Genomic DNA, 17,841 nt, shown 5'->3' with positions numbered 1-17,841 from the left:
ATAAACGCCGTGACCGACCTCAGGCTCGTACATCCGGCTGGGCAGATCGACCCACACCGACCGGTGCTTCTCGCGGAAGTCGTCCGGCATGTGCGGCCACGGCATGAGATGGAACCAGGTGAACTTCATGGAGGGCTCCCTAGGTGCTCGATGTCGCCGGTGCGCTTCTCACTCTCCTCCCCAGCTCCGCTGGGGAGGTGTCTCGGTAATCCGAGACGGAGGGGTCATGAGCCTCAGTCCCGCTGCTCATGACCCCTCCGTCGGCGAAGACGCCGACACCTCCCCAGCTTCGCTGGGGAGGAGAGTGAAAGGCACGCCGATATTGCGAAACGGCACGACTGCTGGCACGTGCGGCGAGCGAATTGGACGGTCGCGGCCAAGTGCTGCATACTACGCGTCAGGGACGCGCTCTTCGCCGACGAACCTGGCCAACCTACGCTGCGGCGCTTCTGCATGCGGTCGGACGGCACCTCTCCGAGGCCGAGACGTGGACACTGGCGTCGCTTCTTGGCCGGCTGCACGGGGCTGTGGACTAAGACGCCCCTGCCCCATTCCGGCCACAACTCGCCGGTACGCATTTCCGAGCCGGCCGGGCAAGACAGGATGACGATCAGGAGCCAAATGACACGAAGCCTCGGCGTCGGGCTATTGCTTCTCTCCGGATGCGACGTGGCAAGGAACATGCGGGACGACTTCACACGTCTGACCTCGAGCAAGCCGGCGATGACCCAGCCGAAGAAAAGTGTGCCGCAAATCCAGCCGGCTCCCCCGCAGACCAATCAGGCCGCGACGCCGACCGCGCGCCCGCCTGCCGCTCCGACGCCGCCTTCGCCGGCGCCCGATGCGCCTGCCGTTACCTCGCTACCGCTCGCTGGCAAGAGCGAGTCCGAAATCAGGGCGGCCTTCGGATCACCAAGCGCAGAGGAGGAACGACCGCCGGGCAAGCGCTGGCGCTACCGCGACGGCCAATGCACGCTCGACATCCAGCTCTATCCCAATGTCGAGACCAAGCAGTTCACCACACTTGCGTACGAAGTGAGGAACAATGTCGACAGCGATGAAGGAAAGCGGCTCTGCATGGCCCAATTCCAGTCCCGCCTCGGAAATGCGCGATAACACCGAAGCCCGGGTCCGGCTCGCGTTCGTCGAGGACGATGAAGATTTTCGCGAGGTCGTCGGCAACGAGCTCGCCGACCACGGCTTCGACGTCGACGGCTACGGCGACGGCGAATCCCTGCTGGCGGCGTTCGAGGACGGCACCTCGGTGGACATCATCCTGCTCGACTGGAATCTGCCGAGCGTGTCGGGCATCGACCTGCTGCCACGACTGCGTCGCAATGGCGTCAATCTGCCCGTCGTCTTTCTCACCGGCCGGTCTCAGCCGGTCTACGAGAAGCTCGCTCTCGATCGCGGCGCGGTTGACTTCGTAGACAAGGGCCGTGGCGTTCCCATCCTCGCCCAGCGGCTCAAGCTGATCCTGTCGGCGAAGAGCAATATCAGCCCGACTGATTCGGAAAGCTTCCATTGTGGTCGTCTGATGCTGAAGCCCGGCACGAGCCGCGCATTCTGGGATAACGTCGATCTCAATCTGACGACGACGGAGTTCAAGATCGTGCACCTGCTCGCCTCCAACGTCGGCAGATTCGTGACCTATCGATCGGTCTACGATTGCATGCACTACGTCGGATTCATTGCCGGGAGCGGCGAGAATGGCTACCGAACGAATGTCCGCTCCTGCATCAAGCGCATCCGTAACAAGTTCCGCGCCGTCGATCCTGAGTTCGCCGAGATCGACAACTATCAGGCCTTTGGCTACCGCTGGGGCAAGGCCTAGGGCGGCGAGCGCCGGCTGGCGACGGACCATCCGCCGGCTTGGCGGATCGCTGACGCTCAAGCTTGCCGCCCTCATTGCCATCTTCATTGCCCTGCCGGTCGTGCTGTACGGCCGGTTCGAAAGCGCCGACCGTCAGACGCGGGAACTCGTGACCCGGGCCATCCAAGACCGCAGCGCCCTGATCGCCGATGCGCTGGCCCCGATCCTGAGAGAGCTCACACTCTCGAACGCCGGATCGCTCAACGCCGATCTTGCCCGCTACGGCAGCGACGAGACGACCCTCAAGCTGCTTTTCCAGCCGGCCGACAGCCAGAAGTCGGGGCAGTTCTACTACGTCGCATCCGCCCCGCAGATCCAGGCGGAGAGCGTATCCGCCGAACTCGACGAGCTCAGCCGGCGCGGCATCCTCGCGCGCCTGTCCAGCGCCTGCACGGTCGGCGCGAGCGACGAGATCCGCTATCGGCAAGCGAGCGGCGCGGTCGAGCTGCTGACCTCGATCATCCCGATCCGCGGCGCCGCCGGGTGCTGGGTGCTGACGACCACGCACAGCACGACCGACTTCCTGCGGACCTCGATCGGACGCCCTTACTGGCAGACCGAGGAGGTTCGCGCCGCCGCCGCGATCTACGTCGCCCTCGCCCTTCTCGCGATCCTGGTCGCTGTCGGCATCCGGATCGGTCTCAGACGCTTTCGCGATGTCGCGGCGGAGATCGGCGCCGGCCGCATCGGCGACGATGCGTTCGAGCGACGCAACGTCGTGCCCGAGCTGACGAGCGTCGCGCGCGATTTCGACCGGCTCGTGCTCGCCCTCAAGCAGGCGTCCCTCCAGATTCGCCAGTCGGCGGAGGAGAAGGCGCACTCCTTCAAGACGCCGCTGGCATCCATCCGGTCGGCCCTCGAGCCGGTCCGCCGCACCGTGCCGGAGGACGACCGTCGCGCCCGCCGTGCCCTTGAGGTCATCGATTCCGCGCTCGGCCGGCTGTTCGATCTCGTGGTGGCCGTCCAGCGCCAGGAGATCGGCACGGCCGATCTGATCGGCGCGCCGCGTCTGCCCATCGACCTCACCCATCTGCTCGAAGCGGTGATCGGCGATCTCGCCGAGATGCTCCAGGAACAGGGCATCCACCTGACCACGAAGCTGGCCCAATCCGTCACCGTGCGGGCCGGCCAGGGCATGCTCGAGACGGTCGTCCATAGCGTGCTGGAGAACGCCATAAGCTTCTCGCCGCGCGGCAGCACGATCTTCATCGTGCTCGTCAGTACGGGATGGGTTGCCGAGCTGACCATTTCCGACGAAGGACCGGGCGTCGACGCCGCGCTGATCACGCAGATCTTCGATCGCAATTTCTCGTCGCGCCCGCGCAATGCCGCCGCCCGGCCCTCCGACCATGCGGGCCTCGGCCTGTGGATCGCCCGCAGCACGGTAGAAGCCCTCGGCGGAACGATCGAAGCCGTCAATCGCCCCGCCGGCGGCCTGTCCGTCACGATCAGGCTGCCGGTATAGATCATATCATTCTCCTCCCCAGCTCCTGCTGGGGAGGTGTTCGCGTAATCGCGGACGGAGGGGTCATAGGCCACAGTCGCGCTGCTCATGACCCCTCCGTCGCGTATGACGCGACACCTCCCCAGCTTCGCTGGGGAGGAGACTCGGTCACGCGAACTTCGGCATCACCTTGGTGGCCATCAGCTCGAGCGAGGTCAGGATCTGGCCGCGGTCGTGGAGGCCCTGCGGGATCAGCAGGATCACCTCGTCCTGATCCGGCAGCACCTGCCTCACTTGGTCGAGCCGACGCGCGATCGTGTCGGGTGACCCGACCAGCAGCTCGGGCACGCCCTGGCCAAACGGGGTCGCCCAGCTCTGCCAGAACCACATCATGTCCCTGGCCCATTCCTGGGCCTGCGCATCGGTCGGCGCGCAGATGAAGATGCCACCCCACCCCGCCTGCTGGCCATCCTTGACCGTGCGGCCATGCCTCGACGCCTCCTCGGTGTAGGCTCGGCACAGATGATCGTAGAATTTCAGGTTATCGGTGAGCACGATCGGCTTGCCGCCGTACTTGGCCCAGAACAGCGCCGTGCGCATCGATGCGGCGAAGCCGCCGTAGAGCGGCGGATGGGGCGTCTGCAGCGGCCGGGGCGCGATGCCGATCTGCTCGATCTTCATCGCCGCCGTCACGCCCTGGCCGTACTTGACGTAGACCGGATGCTCGTGCGGGTTGACCATCCCGGCGGGCGGGAAAGTCCAGTGCTTGCCGTGGTGGCTGAAGGTCTCGTTCGATAAAGCCTTCACGACGATGTCGACGAACTCGCCGAAATATTCCCGATTGGCGATGTCGGCCGGCTGATCCTTGTTCCATGGGCCGACCGCGTTCAGCTCGTCGCGAATCTTGAAATTCTCGACCCAGCGGGCCTGGTAGCCGCGCACCAGCCCAACGCCGAAGCGTCCGCCCAGCATGTGGTCCATGGTGGCGATATCCTCGGCCACGCGCAGCGGATTGTGCGTCGTCGACACGAAGCCACACGTGATGACGCGCAGCTTCTTCGAATGCTGGCCGAGCCACATCGACATCAGGCGCGGATCGTTGGAGATCTCGAAGCCTTCGATCTGCAGATGGTGCTCGGGATGGCCGAAGCCGAAATAGCCGGCATCGTCGGCGAAACGGGCATACTCGGCGATCTCGCCGAGCATGCGCTGATAGAGGTCCGGCTTGCGCCCCGCCATGCCTGCCTCGAGCTCGGCCCGCCGGCCGACCGTGCAGTACATGAAGAGGCTGAAGCGCATGGCGGGCCTATGCTGCGAGCTTGTAGAGCTCGGCCACGTTGTCGCGCAGGATGCGCTTGCGCAGGTCCGGCGTGAGATGGGCGGTCTGCTCGGCGATCACGTCCTGGCTCCACGGCCAAGTCGAATCGCTGTGCGGGAAATCGCTGGCCCACATCAACTGGTTCGGATCCAGCATGTTGGCGAACTGGAAGGCCGTCCAGTCATCCTGGAAGGTGAGCGCGATGTTCTTCCGGAAATACTCGGATGGCAGGCGGGCGAGCTCCTTTCCTTTCATCCAGTAGCGATGCCGTTTGTAGGCGTGGTCCATGCGGTACATGAAGTGCGGCGCCCAGCCGGCGTCTGCCTCGACGCAGACGACGCGCAGCCTGGGATGGCGCTCGAACACGCCGCTGTAGACCAGCATGCCCATGATGTCCTGGCAGCCGCGGATGATCGACAGGAAGGAATTGATCTTGGGACCGCGCGGCTTGGTCATGGTGTTGTCGCCGCTCGAGGTCAGGATGTGGAACGAGAGCGGCATCTCGAGCGCGACCGCGGCCTCCCAGAACGGATCGTAGGCAGGATCGTCGTAGTCCTTTTCCTGGGGGTTGCCAGGCATCATGACGCCGCGAAAACCCATGGCCTTGATGCGCTCCAGGTCGGCGATGCCCTCCTCCACGCTGCGCATCGCGGTTTGGCCCATACCGATCAAGCGGTCGGGTGCATGCGAGCAATAGGATTGGAGCCAGCGGTTGTAAGCATCGAAGCAAGCCTTCTTGTAATCGAAGTCGGGATGGTTGCAGAGCATCATGCCAACGGTCGGATAGATGATCTCGGCCGCCACGCCGTCCTTGTCCTGGTCGGCCAACCGGCAGCTCGGATCCCAGCCGCTGCGGTGCAAATCCTCGAACTTGGCACCGCCCAGGCGAATATCCTTGGGCGCCACGCCAGCGGCCGCCACCAGTCCCATCGGCACCGGCGTCTTCATACCGTGGACCACGTAGATGTCGCCCAGGCCGTCCTTGTTGACGACGTGGGGCGCCTTGTCACGCCACGCCGGCTCGATGTGGTCGACGTAGCAGTTGGGCGGTTCGGTGATGTGCGAATCCGCCGAAATCGGGCGCCAGTCCATGCCATTGCTCCTTGCCTGGTCCACCAAGGGTAGGCAGAGCAGGCAGGGGGCGGCAAGCCGTCGCGCACAGGGGATTTCGGCGAGCGGCAGCGGTTGAACCCCGCCTCCCCCTATGGCATACCCCCGGCCGCACGCTGCCGTAGCTCAGTGGTAGAGCACTCCCTTGGTAAGGGAGAGGTCGACAGTTCAATCCTGTCCGGCAGCACCAGCAGAGCAGCCCACATATTCCAGCTTATTGCGATGTCCCGATGACGGCGCCGCGGACCCTGCCGCGGTCAGCTCGGCAGGTCATCGCACGCCGCCTCGTGGCATCACATCTTGGGCAGGATGGCGATATCCTTGGCGCCTGCGGCGAGGCCGTCGATCTTGCCTGCCGCGGTGGCCTTGCCGGTCGCCAGATCGATCGACCACAGCTGGCCATCGGCAATAACCCACGCCTCGTTCTTGGTGCCATCCGACCAGATGTCGAAGGCAATGGTGTCGAACTTGGCGCCCAGGGAACCAACCGTGTTGAGGATCCCGTCGTTGGGCGGCGCCTGCCTTACGAGCGCGCCACTCGACGCGTCGATGTCATAGAGCGTCGTCTCCTTGGTACCCCTGACCGAATTGGTGTAGGCGCCGGCCACGACCTTGGGCTTCTTGTCCTTGTTCGCATCGGTCTCGGCGTACTTCAGGTTGCCGTCCTTCATGACCTTGCCGTCGTCGACGCTGACGCGCAGGCTGGTGCCGTCGCTGCCGATGACGCGCAGGCGGTCCGCCACCGGATTGAAGTCGACCGTAGCGATCACGCCGGACGGCAGCATGGTCTCCAGCTTCGACTTCATCGTCGCCTTGCCGTCCATCGCGATGGTGTAGAGCGTGCCGTCGGCGGTCAGGCCGTACAGCATGCCGTCGGCGGGACGAACGTCGATCCCGACGAGCGGGGCGGTGGTTCCGGTCACCTTCATCGCCCTGGTGACCTTCTTCGCGGTCGTGTCGACGACGACCATCGATCCATCGGCCATCAGCACGCCGATATCTGCCGCCTGGGCAGCGCCCGCGAGAAGCAGCAGCGACGATGCGGAGCAGGCCAGCAGTGTCTTCACGATCATGTGTCGGTTCCTCTCTGTTGGGCGCCCGTTGTCACGACGGTCGCCCTGTAGATACTGTCGCCACCCTTGGCCGGATTTGCCGTGGACGCCTGGGAGCGATCACACCGTCGTTACTGCGACGATCGAAGTGCTGACGTGCGATCAGCACCAGATGGGCGACCCGCACCAGATGGGTAACGGGCACCGTATGGGTGAAGAGGACCGCTTGGGCGAGAAGACCGGAATCGAGTGGACCGACCACACCTTCAATCCATGGATCGGATGCACGCGCGTCAGCGACGCCTGCGACAACTGCTATGCCGCGACGATGTCCCAGCGCCGGAAGTGGGCTCGCTTCGAACCCACGCGCACTGCGACGCCGAACTACTGCCGACTGTTGGCGACAGCCAAATGGAACCGCAGGGCCAAGGGTTCCGGCAGCCGCGAAAAAAGTCTTCGGACCGAGCCTCGCCGATCCGTTCGATGCGGAAGTGTCCCGACGGTGGGTGGCGATCAATGCGTCAGAGCGTGATCGTCTTTGGTGGAAGCACTGGAGAATGACCTCGCCCTGACGAGCCACGCGGAGCGAGGCGTCTCGATCGGGGCGAGGGAGCCTTCCCTTTTTGGTCGGCAACGGACGCGATTGCGCCAACCCTTTGCGACGCGGGCGGCTGCTTTTCAAGATCTGTAAATATGTGATCCGCGCTGGATAGTGCAGTCTATCGTTGAAATGAAGGACACCCTCGCTGCGCTCGGGATGACACCGGGGCGTTGCCACAGTGGTGATGTCATCCCGAGCGCAGCGAGGGACCTTTTATTCCTTCAATCGATGGGCGATTGATGCCCAGACAAGATCCACAATCAGCCAAGCCCTTCGGCTTCGCGGTCGCCATCACACGAAGCCGCAAACGACAGGCCGCAAAAGACAAGGGCGGCCCATCGGGCCGCCCTTGCAATATTGCCGTTCCAGCGACTTACTGGATGACGATCTCGACGCGGCGGTTCTGCGGCTCGCGCACGCCGTCGCCGGTCTGCACCAGCAGGCCCTGCTCGCCGCGGCCGATCACCGTGATCGCCGTCGCCGGCACGCCCTCGCGCACCAGCGCGTCCTTGACCGCATTGGCGCGCCGCAGCGACAGCGCCATGTTGTAGGCCTCGGGGCCCGACGTGTCGGTATGGCCGGTCGCCGTGATGCGCGCGTTCCCCTTGGCCTTGAACGCCGCGGCCGCCTGCTTGATCGTGTTCAGCGCCTGCGCCGACAGGTTCGAGCGGTCCCAGTCGAAGAACACCATGTAGGACGGCGGCGCAACCGCAGCAGCCGGCGGCGGCGGGGGCGGCGGCGCCGCAGGACCGAACTTCAGCTGCAGGCCCAGCATGATGCTGAAGTTGTTGTTGGTCCAGCTGGTGCCGTTGATCGTCGGGTTCGACGTGCCGTAGTACCGGCCGTCCAGGTTGACGCGGAAGTTGGTGTCGACGTTCCAACCCAGGCCGATGATGCCCTGGTAGGCGAACACCGTGCTGCCCAGCGACTGGTTGCTGTCGACGAAGCCCACGCCGGCGCCGGCGCCGATGTACGGCGTGATCACCGAGGCAGGCATGAAGTCGTACAGCAGGTTGGCCATGATGCCAAGCTGACCGACCTTGCTGTTGATCGCCGTGTTGGGCACGCCGATGTTGAGGCCGTTCTGGCGATAGACACCCTCGATTTCCACTCGCGGACCGACAAAGTCGTAGCCGATCACGCCACCGACCGCCCAGCCGGTCTGCGGGGTCACGCTCACCGTCGCGAAGTTGGGGGCGAGATTGGTGTTGGCCGTGAAATTCAACAGCCAGTTCAGGCCGCCTTCCGCACCGATATACACCCCCGGCGCCGGAGACTGCGCCTGGGCCGCAACCGGCAGAACCATCAATGCGGCGGCGGCCACCAAAGCCTTCTTCATCCGAAATCTCCCCTGGTCCAGCTTCCTGGAAATTGGGTCATAAACAGGGCAGATGTTATCTGCCTTGCCTAGGGTCTGCAACCGTCAGACAGCACTTGATAGGCACCAAGTGTCGCGGCACCATCCCTTGTAGGTCCGGGGTCGGACCACGAAGCCGTACCATGACAGCCCAGATCAGCCTCATTATGGTCCAATTCCTGCAGTGGGTCGCCGATCGGCCGCGCACCCGGTCAGACGTCATGGAAGCCTGGCGGAGTTCCTGTCCGCGCTTCCCCGTCTGGGAGGATGCGCTGGCCGAAGGCCTGATCCGCCAATGCGGTGGAGAAACGGGCCAGCGTCGCGTCGAGCTGACCGAGAGCGGCCGGACGGCGCTCCGGCCCTCCCCGCCTCCGACCTAGCCGGAGTCCGGGCCGCCGCCCATGAATCTGCAGCGGGCCGCCCTGTGGGCAATCGTGATTGCGGCGTCGATCTACCTGATCGTGGCCGGCCGCGGCCTCCTACTGCCCTTCGTGCTGGGCGTCGTGCTCTGGTACATGATCCATGCCCTGGCGGATGCCTTCGAGACACCGCGGGTGGCGGCATGGCACTTGCCGCGGCCGCTGGCGCTGGCGGCCGCCGTCTGCGTCATGGCCGGTCTCGTCTGGGTGCTGGGACGCACGATCGGCCTCAACCTGTCAGCCGTCGTCGATGCCGCCCCGAACTACGAGCACCGGCTGCAGGCCCTGATCGACCAGGGAGCGCGCCTCGTCGGGATCGACCGGGCGCCGACCATCACCGAGCTGTTCAATCGGATCAGCCTGGCCGATTCGCTCGGCAGGCTCGCCACCGCCACTGCCTCAATCGTGAGCGTAGCCGGCCTCGTGCTGATCTACGCCGGCTTCCTCTTCGTCGAGCAGGTCCGCTTCCCCCACAAGCTGGCCATTATCCTCGCCGAGCGTCATCAGCAGGTGCGCGTGCTCGCCGTGCTCGAGCGTATCGACCGGGATATCCGGACTTACATCCGCATCAAGACCATGCTCGCCACCGCAACCTCAGGACTGGCCTATGCCGTAATGTCCTCGGTAGGCCTCGACTTCGCCGGCTTCTGGGCGGTCATGGTGTTCTTCTTCTACTACATCCCGACGATCGGCTCGTTCCTCGCCATCGTCGCGCCATCGCTGCTCACCCTGGTCCAGTTCGACGACCTGACGCCGTTCCTGATCGTGCTGCTGGTCTTCGGCACCATCCAGGTCGTCACGGCCAATGTGATCGAGCCCGCCATCCTGGGCCGTTCGCTCAACCTTTCCCCGCTGGTCGTAATCGTTTCCCTGGTGGTATGGGGAACGGCCTGGGGCGTGGCTGGCATGTTCCTGTGCGTTCCGATCATGGTGGTGGGTCTCATCGTTTTGGCGCAATTCGAGGCTACACGCCCCCTGGCCGTGCTGCTGTCCGCTGACGGCAACATCCCGAAGTCCGAAACCGCAGGGCAGCGATGAGACGACTGAGCTTCCTGGCGCCGCTATTCGCCGCCGGAACGGCTTGGGGACAGGCTGCAACCCAGGCGCCGCCGGCGCGCGAAGCGGTGACCGAGGGCCAGCCACCCGGGCTCGAAGTCCTGTACGCCTGCCCGGGCGCCACCGACTTCTCCGCTGTCTTCTCCAAGGACGGTGAGCTGGCGACCCTGACGGTGCCGGGTCAGCCGGACATCGAGCTGTCGCGCCAGCGCTCCGGATCTGGCTTCGCCTACGGCGATTCGTACTACGAGTTGCGCGGCCGGGGTCGCGAAGCGACGCTGACCGCTGCCGGACGGTCGATGCGCTGCCACGCGGTCGGCCGGCCTGGCGAGCCGCCGCGCACCTACGAGGGCGGCAGCCTCACGATCACGCTGTTCCCGGATGGGATCTTTCGGCTGCGTGAACGCCGCGATCCGGGGCCGCCAACGGTCGACCTCGGTCAGTGGGCGCAGGAGGTCGACGGCGGGGTACGCCTGATCCTGCGCGGCGGATTGGCGGCGCGGCGCGTGTTCCGCGAAGCCAACGGCGACCGTCTCGTCGCGGCCGACGGCACCGAGCTCGCCCGCGCCGCCAAGCCGGACAAGATCGACGATCGCTTCGAGCTAGGCGGGCTCTATCGCGACACGCCGTCCGGCGGCATGTTCGCCGAATGCCTGTCCGGCCGAACCTACACCCTTGCTCCCGGCGGGGCGGAGCCGGAGCTCGAGAAGGCCTGGACGGAGGCTACTCCGTCTCGCGAGGCCAGCGTCTTCGTTCGACTGCAAGGACGCTTCGACGAGGGCGAGATACATGCCGAGCGCTTCCTCGCCCTCGATGCCAACGCCACCTGTCCGGCCCTCCCGGCCCGCGGCTCGGCCCTGCGCGACACCGAGTGGCGCGTCGTGGAGATCGACGGTGATCGTCCGACATTCGCCAGCCGACGGCAGCAGCCCTCCCTCCGGCTCGACAGCCAAGGCAAGTTCGCGGCTTCGACGGGATGCAACACGGTCGCCGGCAGCTATCAGCTCGATCCCGAAGGCCTGCGTTTCGTAACCGAGGCGACGCCCCCGGCGCAATGCCCGGTCGCGATAAGCGCGATTGAGCGCCGCTTCCTCGATGCGCTCGCCGCGGTTCGACAGGCCCAGCTCTCAGGCACCGTTCTCGACTTGATGGACCAGACCAGTAAGCGACGTCTTCGTTTCGAGGCACGCGGCCGCTAGCTCTACCTCCTCCGGACCGCAGGCGTCCCGCCCGCTCTTTTCTCATGAGCGGGCGGGACGCCCGCGGTTCGGAGGAGGCACGAGCGATTACGGCTGGGCCGACTGGTCGGCTTTGAGAATCAGAGCCTGGTCGTCGGCCTCGCGGAGGATGCGCAGGAACGGCAGGCTCGATTGGGTTGTCCTATCGAGTTCCCGGTCGATTTCGCCGAATAGACGGATATAAAGCTTCCAGTCGGCCACGTCCTTCTCCAAGGGGATTCGGACGATTTCCCGCCAATCGAGCGCGCGCACGCCGCTCTTCGTGACCTGCTCGACCGATCGGTCACGCACCAAGGTCGCTTCGAACCGGCCGATCGTTGCCGTCCGCACCGATCGGCTGACCGGCCGGGCGACTACGGCGACACATATCTGGCCGGGTTCCTGTGGCGGCACGAATTCGACCGAGCCGTTATTGAGCGAAGGGTCGGTGACGTCGTCCTGCCACGCCAACCGCTCGACGAGGATGACGCGCCGCCGATCGGCCGCAAAGTGCCACCCCGCAGGCGGATCGAAACAGCGGCGCAGGGTGCGGGTTTCACCCGCCGCCGCACGCACCAGGATCTCCGGCGAGACATGCGTGTTGGACTCGGACTCCGTCGTCACGACGCGCTGGTCGAGAGCGAAAGCACCGGGCCGATCCGGCAGGACAGTGAATACCAGTTGAAATGTCACGACCTGTTGGGCGCGCCTGACCGAGAGCGTGCCGATCGCGAGGACCGTGCGTGCCGCGTCGGTCGCAAAGGCGACGCGAGGGACCATGAATATGAAGCGGTCCGGCCCGACGATGGCGGCTCCCCGCCACCCGCCGACCGCCAGGACCGGCGGCAGTGCCCCGGCCGGTGTCAGGTGGACGCCAAAGACCTCCACCTGGACCGGCGGATCTTCGGCATTCGACGTGGCGAAGTCAGGCGCGTAGCGTGGCACCAGGGACGATTGAGGCGGCGAAGGGGATGTCAATCGGGAATGCACCCCGCCTGGTGCCTGTGTCGGCACCGGCGATGATATGCCAGGCACCTCTGGGAGCGTCGTCGCCGACAAGTCCAGCAACGGCTCGGGTCGCAGTGCATCGGCCGGCGATCCCAGGGGTGACCGACGGGGAGCGAGAATAAGTTCGCCGGTGGCTCGACGCGGCGGCACGAACCGCGGCGTGTAGGACAGGACCAAAGGCGCTTCGTCCAGTCCTGCCAGCCGCTCCAGCTCGGCGCTCGCCAGTTCGGCTTCCTTGGCAGCGACCGTCGCAGAGCCCTCACCGGGCCATTCCAGCGCATCGCGCAGTCCCAGGTTCAGGTCATCGAGTGCCGCGAATGCCTGCCTCTGACTCGGCGCGACGTCGTCGAACGCGCGGGCCGTGTCGACGTCGGAGCGCGCCAGGATGGCATCGGTCAACAGGCTCGCCGCCTGGAAGGCCGGCAGCAAGACAAGGCGGGCTTCTCCCCCGGCACGCGCCTGCAGGCTCGCCCGCTCGGCCGTGAGAAGGGCGATCCTCTCTCCCACCGTCGGAGCGAGGCCCCCGGCGTCGTCGGCGCGCAGCGACACCGAGGCGGCTACCGCAAACGTGCCGACAAACAGGAGGGTCGCAACCAGGACGCAGCGTAAAAGCCGCCGACCGATGGTGTCGGTCGAACCAGACGTCATACACGAATGCTACCACGTCTGCCGGCGGCGACACCGGCGACGCATTGTCAGTAAGAAAACAGGACAGGCAACGGCGAATTCAGGATCAGATGCCGGGTCATGCCGCCGAAGATCATCTGGCGCAGACGGCTTTGCGTGTAGGCGCCTTTCAGGATCAGGTCGGCACCGCCGGCGATGGCCGTGTCGACGATCGTCTGGCCCGCCGACCGATTGCCGGACTTGACGTGCTGGCTGGTCACGTTGAGGCCGTGGCTGCGCAGCGATTCGGCAATCTCTGCAGCGCTTGGCCCGGGCACCATGCCGCTCGGACCATCGACGCTCATCACGTCGATCGACTCGGCGCGGCTCAGGAACGGCATGGCAAGCGAGATCGCCCGCGCGCTCTCGGTCGATCCGTTCCAGGAAAAAAGGATTCGCTTGCCCACCATGCCCTTGTAGCCCGCCGGCACCACCAGTACCGGCCGGCCGGAATCGAACAAGGCCGTCTCGAAGACGCTCTCGGGCATCTTGGGCAGCGCGCCCGGTTGTGGCATCACCACCAGATCATAGGCGCGCCCGATGGTGCCGATTGCCGTCGGCCCACTATCGTCGGCCGAGCGCCATTCCGAGCGAATGCCGGTGGCGCGTTGCTCGAAGGCCTGCTTGACGGCAGCAACGCGCTGACGTTCCTCGGCGTCCTCCGCCAGTCCACCGCCGATCGGAGCGCCCATCCCGGCATCCGCCCACGCCATGCTCATGACGCCGTAGGATGGCGGCTCCAATCCTACCAATCGCGAATCGAAGGCACGCGCGAGCTTTGCCGCCAACTCGAAGGCCGCCGGGTCTTCCGCCGTCCACGCCATGGTCAAGATCGACTTCATGACACGCCCTCCCTGTTTGGGCGTATCCTAACACGCGGCAACCGAGACTTCAGCCGGTCCGATGCTTCAACCGATGGCGCTCGGGCCGATCGATGCTTCGGCCCCGCCCGACGCGTCAGACGATCCGATTTGCCACCGGCACGATCCATGCGAAGCGGTCCGACAGGGCCGCAAGCTCGATGCGGTTGATGGTCTCGGCCGTGATGGTCGGTCCACCCGTCGCATCCGGCAGGTCCCGCGTCGCCACGGTGTCGGCCGCTACAGTGCACATGAATCCATTGTCCGTCGCCGAACGCACCGTCGCCGACACGCACATATGGGTCATGAAGCCGCCAACGATGAGATTCTTACGGCCAATCGCAGCGAGATGCTTGGCAAGATCGGTCCCGGCAAAAGCGTTCGGCAGGCCCTTGTCGATGATCGTCTCACCCGCCCGCGGCGTCAGGGGCGACACGATCTCGTAGCCGGTCGACGTCGGATTGAACGCCCTGCCCTTGGATTGGTGGCGCACATGGACGATCGGCGCACCGGCACTGCGGGCCCTGTCGAGCAGGCCAGCCAGCGCCTCGATCGCCGGCTGAGCGCCCGGCAGCGGCATCAGGCCATCCGTATATTCCCTCTGGGCATCGATGATCAGCAGGATGCCATCCGCCATCGTCGCAGGCGTTGGCGCCATCCCTGCCATCTGCAGCATGGTCATTGCCATGTTCGTCCTCACCACATCTTCACGGTTGCATTAGTCGTTGGTCTATCAACGCTCACAACGGGCGGCTTGGCAAGCTCTTTCTCGACAAAAATGCGCACAGGCGTCACGTTGGCAGCACGACCTGACCAAACACTTACGGGAACCCGTGAATTCCGTCCGCTCACGATCGAGACAGTGACAGCGAAGCTCATGGTCTTCATTGGACCGCGGGCATCCCGCCCGCTCATGCTCGTGAACCATGAGCGGGCGGGATGCCCGCGGTCCGCATGAGCCATGCCCCGCCCCGGCGCACACGCGGTCTGGTCTGGCATCGATCGACCTGACAAAATACAGCCAGTCAGGAGAAATACGCCATGGCTTCCCGCAAACGACGCGTCCCCGGCGCGCCCAAGCCCACCGGCCTGCGCCAAGGCCTCGCCACCTACGGTGACGCGGGCTTTTCGCTGTTTCTGCGCAAAGCCTTCATCAAGGCCGGCGGCTACTCCGACGATGCGCTCGATCGACCGATCGTCGGCATCACGAACACGTTCAGCGACTACAATCCCTGCCACGGCAACGTGCCCGACCTGATCGAGGCGGTGAAGCGCGGCGTCATGCTTGCCGGCGCCTTGCCCATGGTCTTTCCGACCATCTCGATTCACGAAAGCTTTTCGCACCCGACGAGCATGTTCCTGCGCAACCTCATGTCGATCGACACCGAGGAGATGATCCGCGCCCAGCCGATGGACTCCGTCGTGCTGATCGGCGGCTGCGACAAGACCTTGCCGGCACAGCTCATGGCTGCCGCCAGCGCCGACCGGCCGGCAGTCGTGCTACCGGTGGGGCCGATGCTGGTCGGTCATTTCAAGGGCGAGGTGCTGGGCGCCTGCACCGACTGTCGCCGCCTGTGGGGCCAGTATCGCGCCGGCACCTTCTCGGAAGCCGACATCGAGCAGGTGAGCGAGCGCCTCGCGCCAACCAAGGGTACCTGCATGGTCATGGGCACGGCCAGCACCATGGGTTGCATCGTCGAAACGCTCGGCATGGGACTACCGGGAAGCGGCTCGATTCCAGCGACCCATTCCGACCGGCTCCGGGTCGCCGAGGCGACTGGCCGGCTGGCCGCCGAGATGGCGAGAAAGCAGGGCCCGAAGCCCAGCGAGATCATGACCGCGGCGGCATTCCGCAACGCTCTGACCGTGCTTCAGGCGATCGGCGGGTCGACCAACGCGCTGGTCCATCTCACCGCCGTGGCGCGCCGTCTCGGCGTCGAGATCGCCCTCGAGGAGTTCGACGAGATCGGCCGAAACGTGCCCGTCCTGGTCGACCTCAAGCCGTCCGGCGACCACTACATGGAGCATTTCCATTGGGCCGGCGGCAATTCCCGGCTGATGCGCGAGATTCGCAGCCAGCTCGACGAAAAGTGCCGGACCGTTGCCGGACGCACCCTGAAGCAGGTGATCGACACGGCCGAGATGGTGCCCGGCCAGACCGTCATCCGCACACCCAAGAACCCCATAAAGCCGCAAGGCGGCATGGCGGTGTTGCGCGGCAATTTGGCGCCGCGCGGGGCGGTGATCAAGCATGCTGCCGCCTCGCCCAGCCTGCTGAGCCATACCGGCCGCGCCGTGGTCTTCGACTCGCTCGAGGATCTCGCCGCACGCGGCGACGATCCGGCGCTCGACGTCGCACCGGACGACATCCTGGTGCTGCGCAATGCCGGCCCGAAGGGCGCGCCAGGCATGCCCGAAGCCGGCTCGTTTCCCATCCCGATGAAGCTCGCCCGCGCCGGCGTGAAGGACATGATCCGCATCTCCGACGCGCGCATGAGCGGCACGGCGTTCGGCACGATCGTGCTGCACGTGGCGCCGGAAGCCGCAGTCGGCGGTCCGCTCGCCCTGGTGAAGACCGGCGATCGCATCACGCTCGACGTGCCGAAGCGCCGCCTCGAGCTGCTCGTCAGCGCCAAGGAGCTCGCCCAGCGCCGCAAGGCGTGGAAGGCGCCGGCGCCGCACGCCGGCAGCGATCGCGGCTACGCCGGCCTGTTCCAGAAGGAGGTGCTGCAGGCCGACCAGGGCGTCGACTTCGACTTCCTCGGCCCGGCCAAGCCGTGAGCGAGGCAGCCCTTCCGGACATCTCGGTCGTCGTCACCTGCTACAATTGCCGTGACTATGTCGCGGACGCCATCCGCTCGGTGGCGAACCAGACGCTGCGCGGCTTCCATTGCGTCATCGTCGACGACGCCTCAACCGACGATTCCGCGGCGGTCGTGCAGCGGACGCTCGACACGCTCGCCGATCCCCGGTTCTCGCTCATTCGCCTGGACAAGAACGTCGGCCAGGCCGGGGCGACGCGGCGCGGGTTGGCGGAGACCAAGGGTACCTTCGTCTGCTTCCTCGATTCGGACGATCTGTGGAACGCCGACTTCCTCGAGCGCCATCTCGCTGCGCATCTGAACGAGACGTACGCGGTGGGCTTCACGGCCTGCAACGCCCGGCTGATCGACGGACGCGGCAAGCTGATCGCGGGTTGCGTCTACTGGTTCGGCCGCGAGCGCGCCAGCGCTGACCGCGACCGCGCCTTCGCCCCGATCGATCCGGCGCGCGTCCCCAGCGTCGATCCGGCGACCGGCATCGTGCGCTGGCAATCGCAGACGCCGTACCGTCTTTACACCAGCCGCGTCGTGCACTGGGTCTGGGTCAGCACCTCGTCGATGATGTTCCGCCGCTCGCTGATCGATCTCGTATTTCCCGAGGACGACGAGACCTATCGCCTGCACATGGATTTCTACGTCGTGGTCATGGCGCAGATGGTGGCAGGCTCCCTGCTGATCGACGAAGCGCTTTACGCCTATCGCCTGCACGGCCGAAACGGTGCCGCCGACAACCCGGTGCTCGGCGGACGGCTTCACCTGTCGAGCCGCAACTGGGGCAATACCTACGCCGTGATGCTCGATCGCATGCTGGCCGCCATGCAGCGCGAGAGCGACCGCTTCACCGGCGCCCTGGGCGGTCGACAGTATCGCCAGATGCTGCTGCGCATGCAGGCGGCGCGCGCGAGCTGGCCGGTCTCCTGGTTCCTGATGGCACGCAGCTGGCTGGTGTGACAGCGCCACTGCGATCGCACACAGCCGCCAACTCTCGTAACCTTGCCTGCAAGAACCTGCCGCGTTATTGTCATCTCAGGGGAGATG

At 65.7% G+C, this 17,841-nt stretch carries 16 protein-coding genes and 1 tRNA gene; 10 read left to right on the top strand and 7 right to left on the bottom strand.

What is annotated here, in order from left to right; all coding sequences use genetic code 11:
• Positions 1–621: 621 nt before the first annotated feature.
• The 3 genes from ACILR9_RS08595 to ACILR9_RS08585 are packed head-to-tail and all read left to right on the top strand — an operon-like array spanning position 622 to position 3,338.
• The gene (locus ACILR9_RS08595; protein ID WP_395709492.1) at positions 622–1,116 is read left to right on the top strand and encodes a hypothetical protein; all 495 of its coding nucleotides are present in this window, start codon (positions 622–624) and stop codon (positions 1,114–1,116) included.
• Positions 1,106–1,834: a response regulator transcription factor gene (locus ACILR9_RS08590; RefSeq protein WP_395709491.1), complete on the top strand. Its 729-nt coding sequence runs from the start codon at positions 1,106–1,108 to the stop codon at positions 1,832–1,834. Before ACILR9_RS08595 ends, ACILR9_RS08590 begins: the two co-directional genes overlap by 11 nt.
• Positions 1,725–3,338, top strand: a complete 1,614-nt coding sequence (locus ACILR9_RS08585; RefSeq protein ID WP_395709496.1) for a sensor histidine kinase — start codon at positions 1,725–1,727, stop codon at positions 3,336–3,338. The genes ACILR9_RS08590 and ACILR9_RS08585 overlap by 110 nt, the downstream gene beginning before the upstream one ends.
• A gap of 147 nt (positions 3,339–3,485) precedes the next feature.
• Here ACILR9_RS08585 and ACILR9_RS08580 read toward each other — a convergent pair whose 3' ends face one another.
• Both ACILR9_RS08580 and ACILR9_RS08575 read right to left on the bottom strand, forming a co-directional pair.
• Positions 3,486–4,616 (bottom strand): LLM class flavin-dependent oxidoreductase, encoded by a 1,131-nt coding sequence (locus tag ACILR9_RS08580; protein WP_395709490.1) that lies wholly within the window; start codon positions 4,614–4,616, stop codon positions 3,486–3,488.
• 7 nt (positions 4,617–4,623) lie between these two features.
• A complete protein-coding gene (locus ACILR9_RS08575) occupies positions 4,624–5,727 on the bottom strand; it encodes an amidohydrolase family protein (protein ID WP_395709489.1) in 1,104 nt (367 codons plus the stop codon).
• Between the two features lie 133 nt (positions 5,728–5,860).
• Here ACILR9_RS08575 and ACILR9_RS08570 point away from each other — a divergent pair.
• A tRNA-Thr gene (locus tag ACILR9_RS08570) sits at positions 5,861–5,935 on the top strand.
• Positions 5,936–6,038: 103 nt separating this feature from the next.
• Here ACILR9_RS08570 and ACILR9_RS08565 read toward each other — a convergent pair.
• On the bottom strand, positions 6,039–6,818 hold the full coding sequence (locus ACILR9_RS08565; protein ID WP_395709488.1) for a DUF4394 domain-containing protein: 780 nt from the start codon (positions 6,816–6,818) through the stop codon (positions 6,039–6,041).
• Between ACILR9_RS08565 and ACILR9_RS08560 the strand changes: the two genes are divergently transcribed.
• Positions 6,817–7,329 (top strand): DUF5131 family protein, encoded by a 513-nt coding sequence (locus ACILR9_RS08560; protein ID WP_395709487.1) that lies wholly within the window; start codon positions 6,817–6,819, stop codon positions 7,327–7,329. The two genes, ACILR9_RS08565 and ACILR9_RS08560, sit on opposite strands and share 2 nt — an antisense overlap.
• 442 nt (positions 7,330–7,771) lie before the next feature.
• Here ACILR9_RS08560 and ACILR9_RS08555 read toward each other — a convergent pair whose 3' ends face one another.
• The gene (locus ACILR9_RS08555; RefSeq protein WP_395709486.1) at positions 7,772–8,737 is read right to left on the bottom strand and encodes an OmpA family protein; all 966 of its coding nucleotides are present in this window, start codon (positions 8,735–8,737) and stop codon (positions 7,772–7,774) included.
• 161 nt (positions 8,738–8,898) lie between these two features.
• On the opposite strand from ACILR9_RS08555, the gene ACILR9_RS08550 reads away from it, so the two are divergent.
• The 3 genes from ACILR9_RS08550 to ACILR9_RS08540 are packed head-to-tail and all read left to right on the top strand — an operon-like array spanning position 8,899 to position 11,429.
• The gene (locus tag ACILR9_RS08550) at positions 8,899–9,135 is read left to right on the top strand and encodes a hypothetical protein (protein ID WP_395709485.1); all 237 of its coding nucleotides are present in this window, start codon (positions 8,899–8,901) and stop codon (positions 9,133–9,135) included.
• A 21-nt stretch (positions 9,136–9,156) separates the two neighbouring features.
• Positions 9,157–10,212 carry an AI-2E family transporter gene (locus ACILR9_RS08545; protein ID WP_395709484.1) on the top strand — a complete coding sequence of 352 codons (1,056 nt, stop codon included), beginning with the start codon at positions 9,157–9,159 and terminating at the stop codon, positions 10,210–10,212.
• Complete coding sequence (locus tag ACILR9_RS08540) at positions 10,209–11,429, top strand: META domain-containing protein (protein WP_395709483.1); 1,221 nt, start codon at positions 10,209–10,211, stop codon at positions 11,427–11,429. Before ACILR9_RS08545 ends, ACILR9_RS08540 begins: the two co-directional genes overlap by 4 nt.
• 87 nt (positions 11,430–11,516) lie before the next feature.
• On the opposite strand, the gene ACILR9_RS08535 is transcribed toward ACILR9_RS08540, so the two are convergent.
• The 3 genes from ACILR9_RS08535 to ACILR9_RS08525 all read right to left on the bottom strand — a co-directional run bounded on the left by ACILR9_RS08535 (position 11,517) and on the right by ACILR9_RS08525 (position 14,669).
• Positions 11,517–13,103: a hypothetical protein gene (locus tag ACILR9_RS08535; RefSeq protein ID WP_395709482.1), complete on the bottom strand. Its 1,587-nt coding sequence runs from the start codon at positions 13,101–13,103 to the stop codon at positions 11,517–11,519.
• A 47-nt stretch (positions 13,104–13,150) separates the two neighbouring features.
• On the bottom strand, positions 13,151–13,963 hold the full coding sequence (locus tag ACILR9_RS08530; protein WP_395709481.1) for a universal stress protein: 813 nt from the start codon (positions 13,961–13,963) through the stop codon (positions 13,151–13,153).
• A gap of 115 nt (positions 13,964–14,078) precedes the next feature.
• Positions 14,079–14,669 (bottom strand): cysteine hydrolase family protein, encoded by a 591-nt coding sequence (locus tag ACILR9_RS08525; protein ID WP_395709480.1) that lies wholly within the window; start codon positions 14,667–14,669, stop codon positions 14,079–14,081.
• Between the two features lie 353 nt (positions 14,670–15,022).
• On the opposite strand from ACILR9_RS08525, the gene ACILR9_RS08520 reads away from it, so the two are divergent.
• Positions 15,023–16,762: an IlvD/Edd family dehydratase gene (locus ACILR9_RS08520; RefSeq protein WP_395709479.1), complete on the top strand. Its 1,740-nt coding sequence runs from the start codon at positions 15,023–15,025 to the stop codon at positions 16,760–16,762.
• On the top strand, positions 16,759–17,754 hold the full coding sequence (locus tag ACILR9_RS08515) for a glycosyltransferase family 2 protein (protein ID WP_395709478.1): 996 nt from the start codon (positions 16,759–16,761) through the stop codon (positions 17,752–17,754). Before ACILR9_RS08520 ends, ACILR9_RS08515 begins: the two co-directional genes overlap by 4 nt.
• Positions 17,755–17,841: the final 87 nt, after the last annotated feature.

This window comes from Reyranella sp. (genome assembly GCF_044224635.1).
GTDB lineage: Bacteria > Pseudomonadota > Alphaproteobacteria > Reyranellales > Reyranellaceae > Reyranella.
Note: the sequence above shows the minus strand (reverse complement) of the source record. Positions and strands in the feature narration are given on the sequence as shown.

What these genes read in the sequence shown, in the direction of transcription:
- ACILR9_RS08525 (WP_395709480.1), bottom strand. Translation starts at nt 14,669, where the DNA reads ATGGCAATGACCATGCTGCAGATGGCAGGGATGGCGCCAACGCCTGCG.
- ACILR9_RS08585 (WP_395709496.1), top strand. Translation starts at nt 1,725, where the DNA reads ATGTCCGCTCCTGCATCAAGCGCATCCGTAACAAGTTCCGCGCCGTCG.
- ACILR9_RS08540 (WP_395709483.1), top strand. Translation starts at nt 10,209, where the DNA reads ATGAGACGACTGAGCTTCCTGGCGCCGCTATTCGCCGCCGGAACGGCT.
- ACILR9_RS08590 (WP_395709491.1), top strand. Translation starts at nt 1,106, where the DNA reads ATGCGCGATAACACCGAAGCCCGGGTCCGGCTCGCGTTCGTCGAGGAC.
- ACILR9_RS08580 (WP_395709490.1), bottom strand. Translation starts at nt 4,616, where the DNA reads ATGCGCTTCAGCCTCTTCATGTACTGCACGGTCGGCCGGCGGGCCGAG.
- ACILR9_RS08560 (WP_395709487.1), top strand. Translation starts at nt 6,817, where the DNA reads ATGTGTCGGTTCCTCTCTGTTGGGCGCCCGTTGTCACGACGGTCGCCC.
- ACILR9_RS08575 (WP_395709489.1), bottom strand. Translation starts at nt 5,727, where the DNA reads ATGGACTGGCGCCCGATTTCGGCGGATTCGCACATCACCGAACCGCCC.
- ACILR9_RS08530 (WP_395709481.1), bottom strand. Translation starts at nt 13,963, where the DNA reads ATGAAGTCGATCTTGACCATGGCGTGGACGGCGGAAGACCCGGCGGCC.
- ACILR9_RS08535 (WP_395709482.1), bottom strand. Translation starts at nt 13,103, where the DNA reads ATGACGTCTGGTTCGACCGACACCATCGGTCGGCGGCTTTTACGCTGC.
- ACILR9_RS08555 (WP_395709486.1), bottom strand. Translation starts at nt 8,737, where the DNA reads ATGAAGAAGGCTTTGGTGGCCGCCGCCGCATTGATGGTTCTGCCGGTT.
- ACILR9_RS08545 (WP_395709484.1), top strand. Translation starts at nt 9,157, where the DNA reads ATGAATCTGCAGCGGGCCGCCCTGTGGGCAATCGTGATTGCGGCGTCG.
- ACILR9_RS08550 (WP_395709485.1), top strand. Translation starts at nt 8,899, where the DNA reads ATGACAGCCCAGATCAGCCTCATTATGGTCCAATTCCTGCAGTGGGTC.
- ACILR9_RS08520 (WP_395709479.1), top strand. Translation starts at nt 15,023, where the DNA reads ATGGCTTCCCGCAAACGACGCGTCCCCGGCGCGCCCAAGCCCACCGGC.
- ACILR9_RS08595 (WP_395709492.1), top strand. Translation starts at nt 622, where the DNA reads ATGACACGAAGCCTCGGCGTCGGGCTATTGCTTCTCTCCGGATGCGAC.
- ACILR9_RS08565 (WP_395709488.1), bottom strand. Translation starts at nt 6,818, where the DNA reads ATGATCGTGAAGACACTGCTGGCCTGCTCCGCATCGTCGCTGCTGCTT.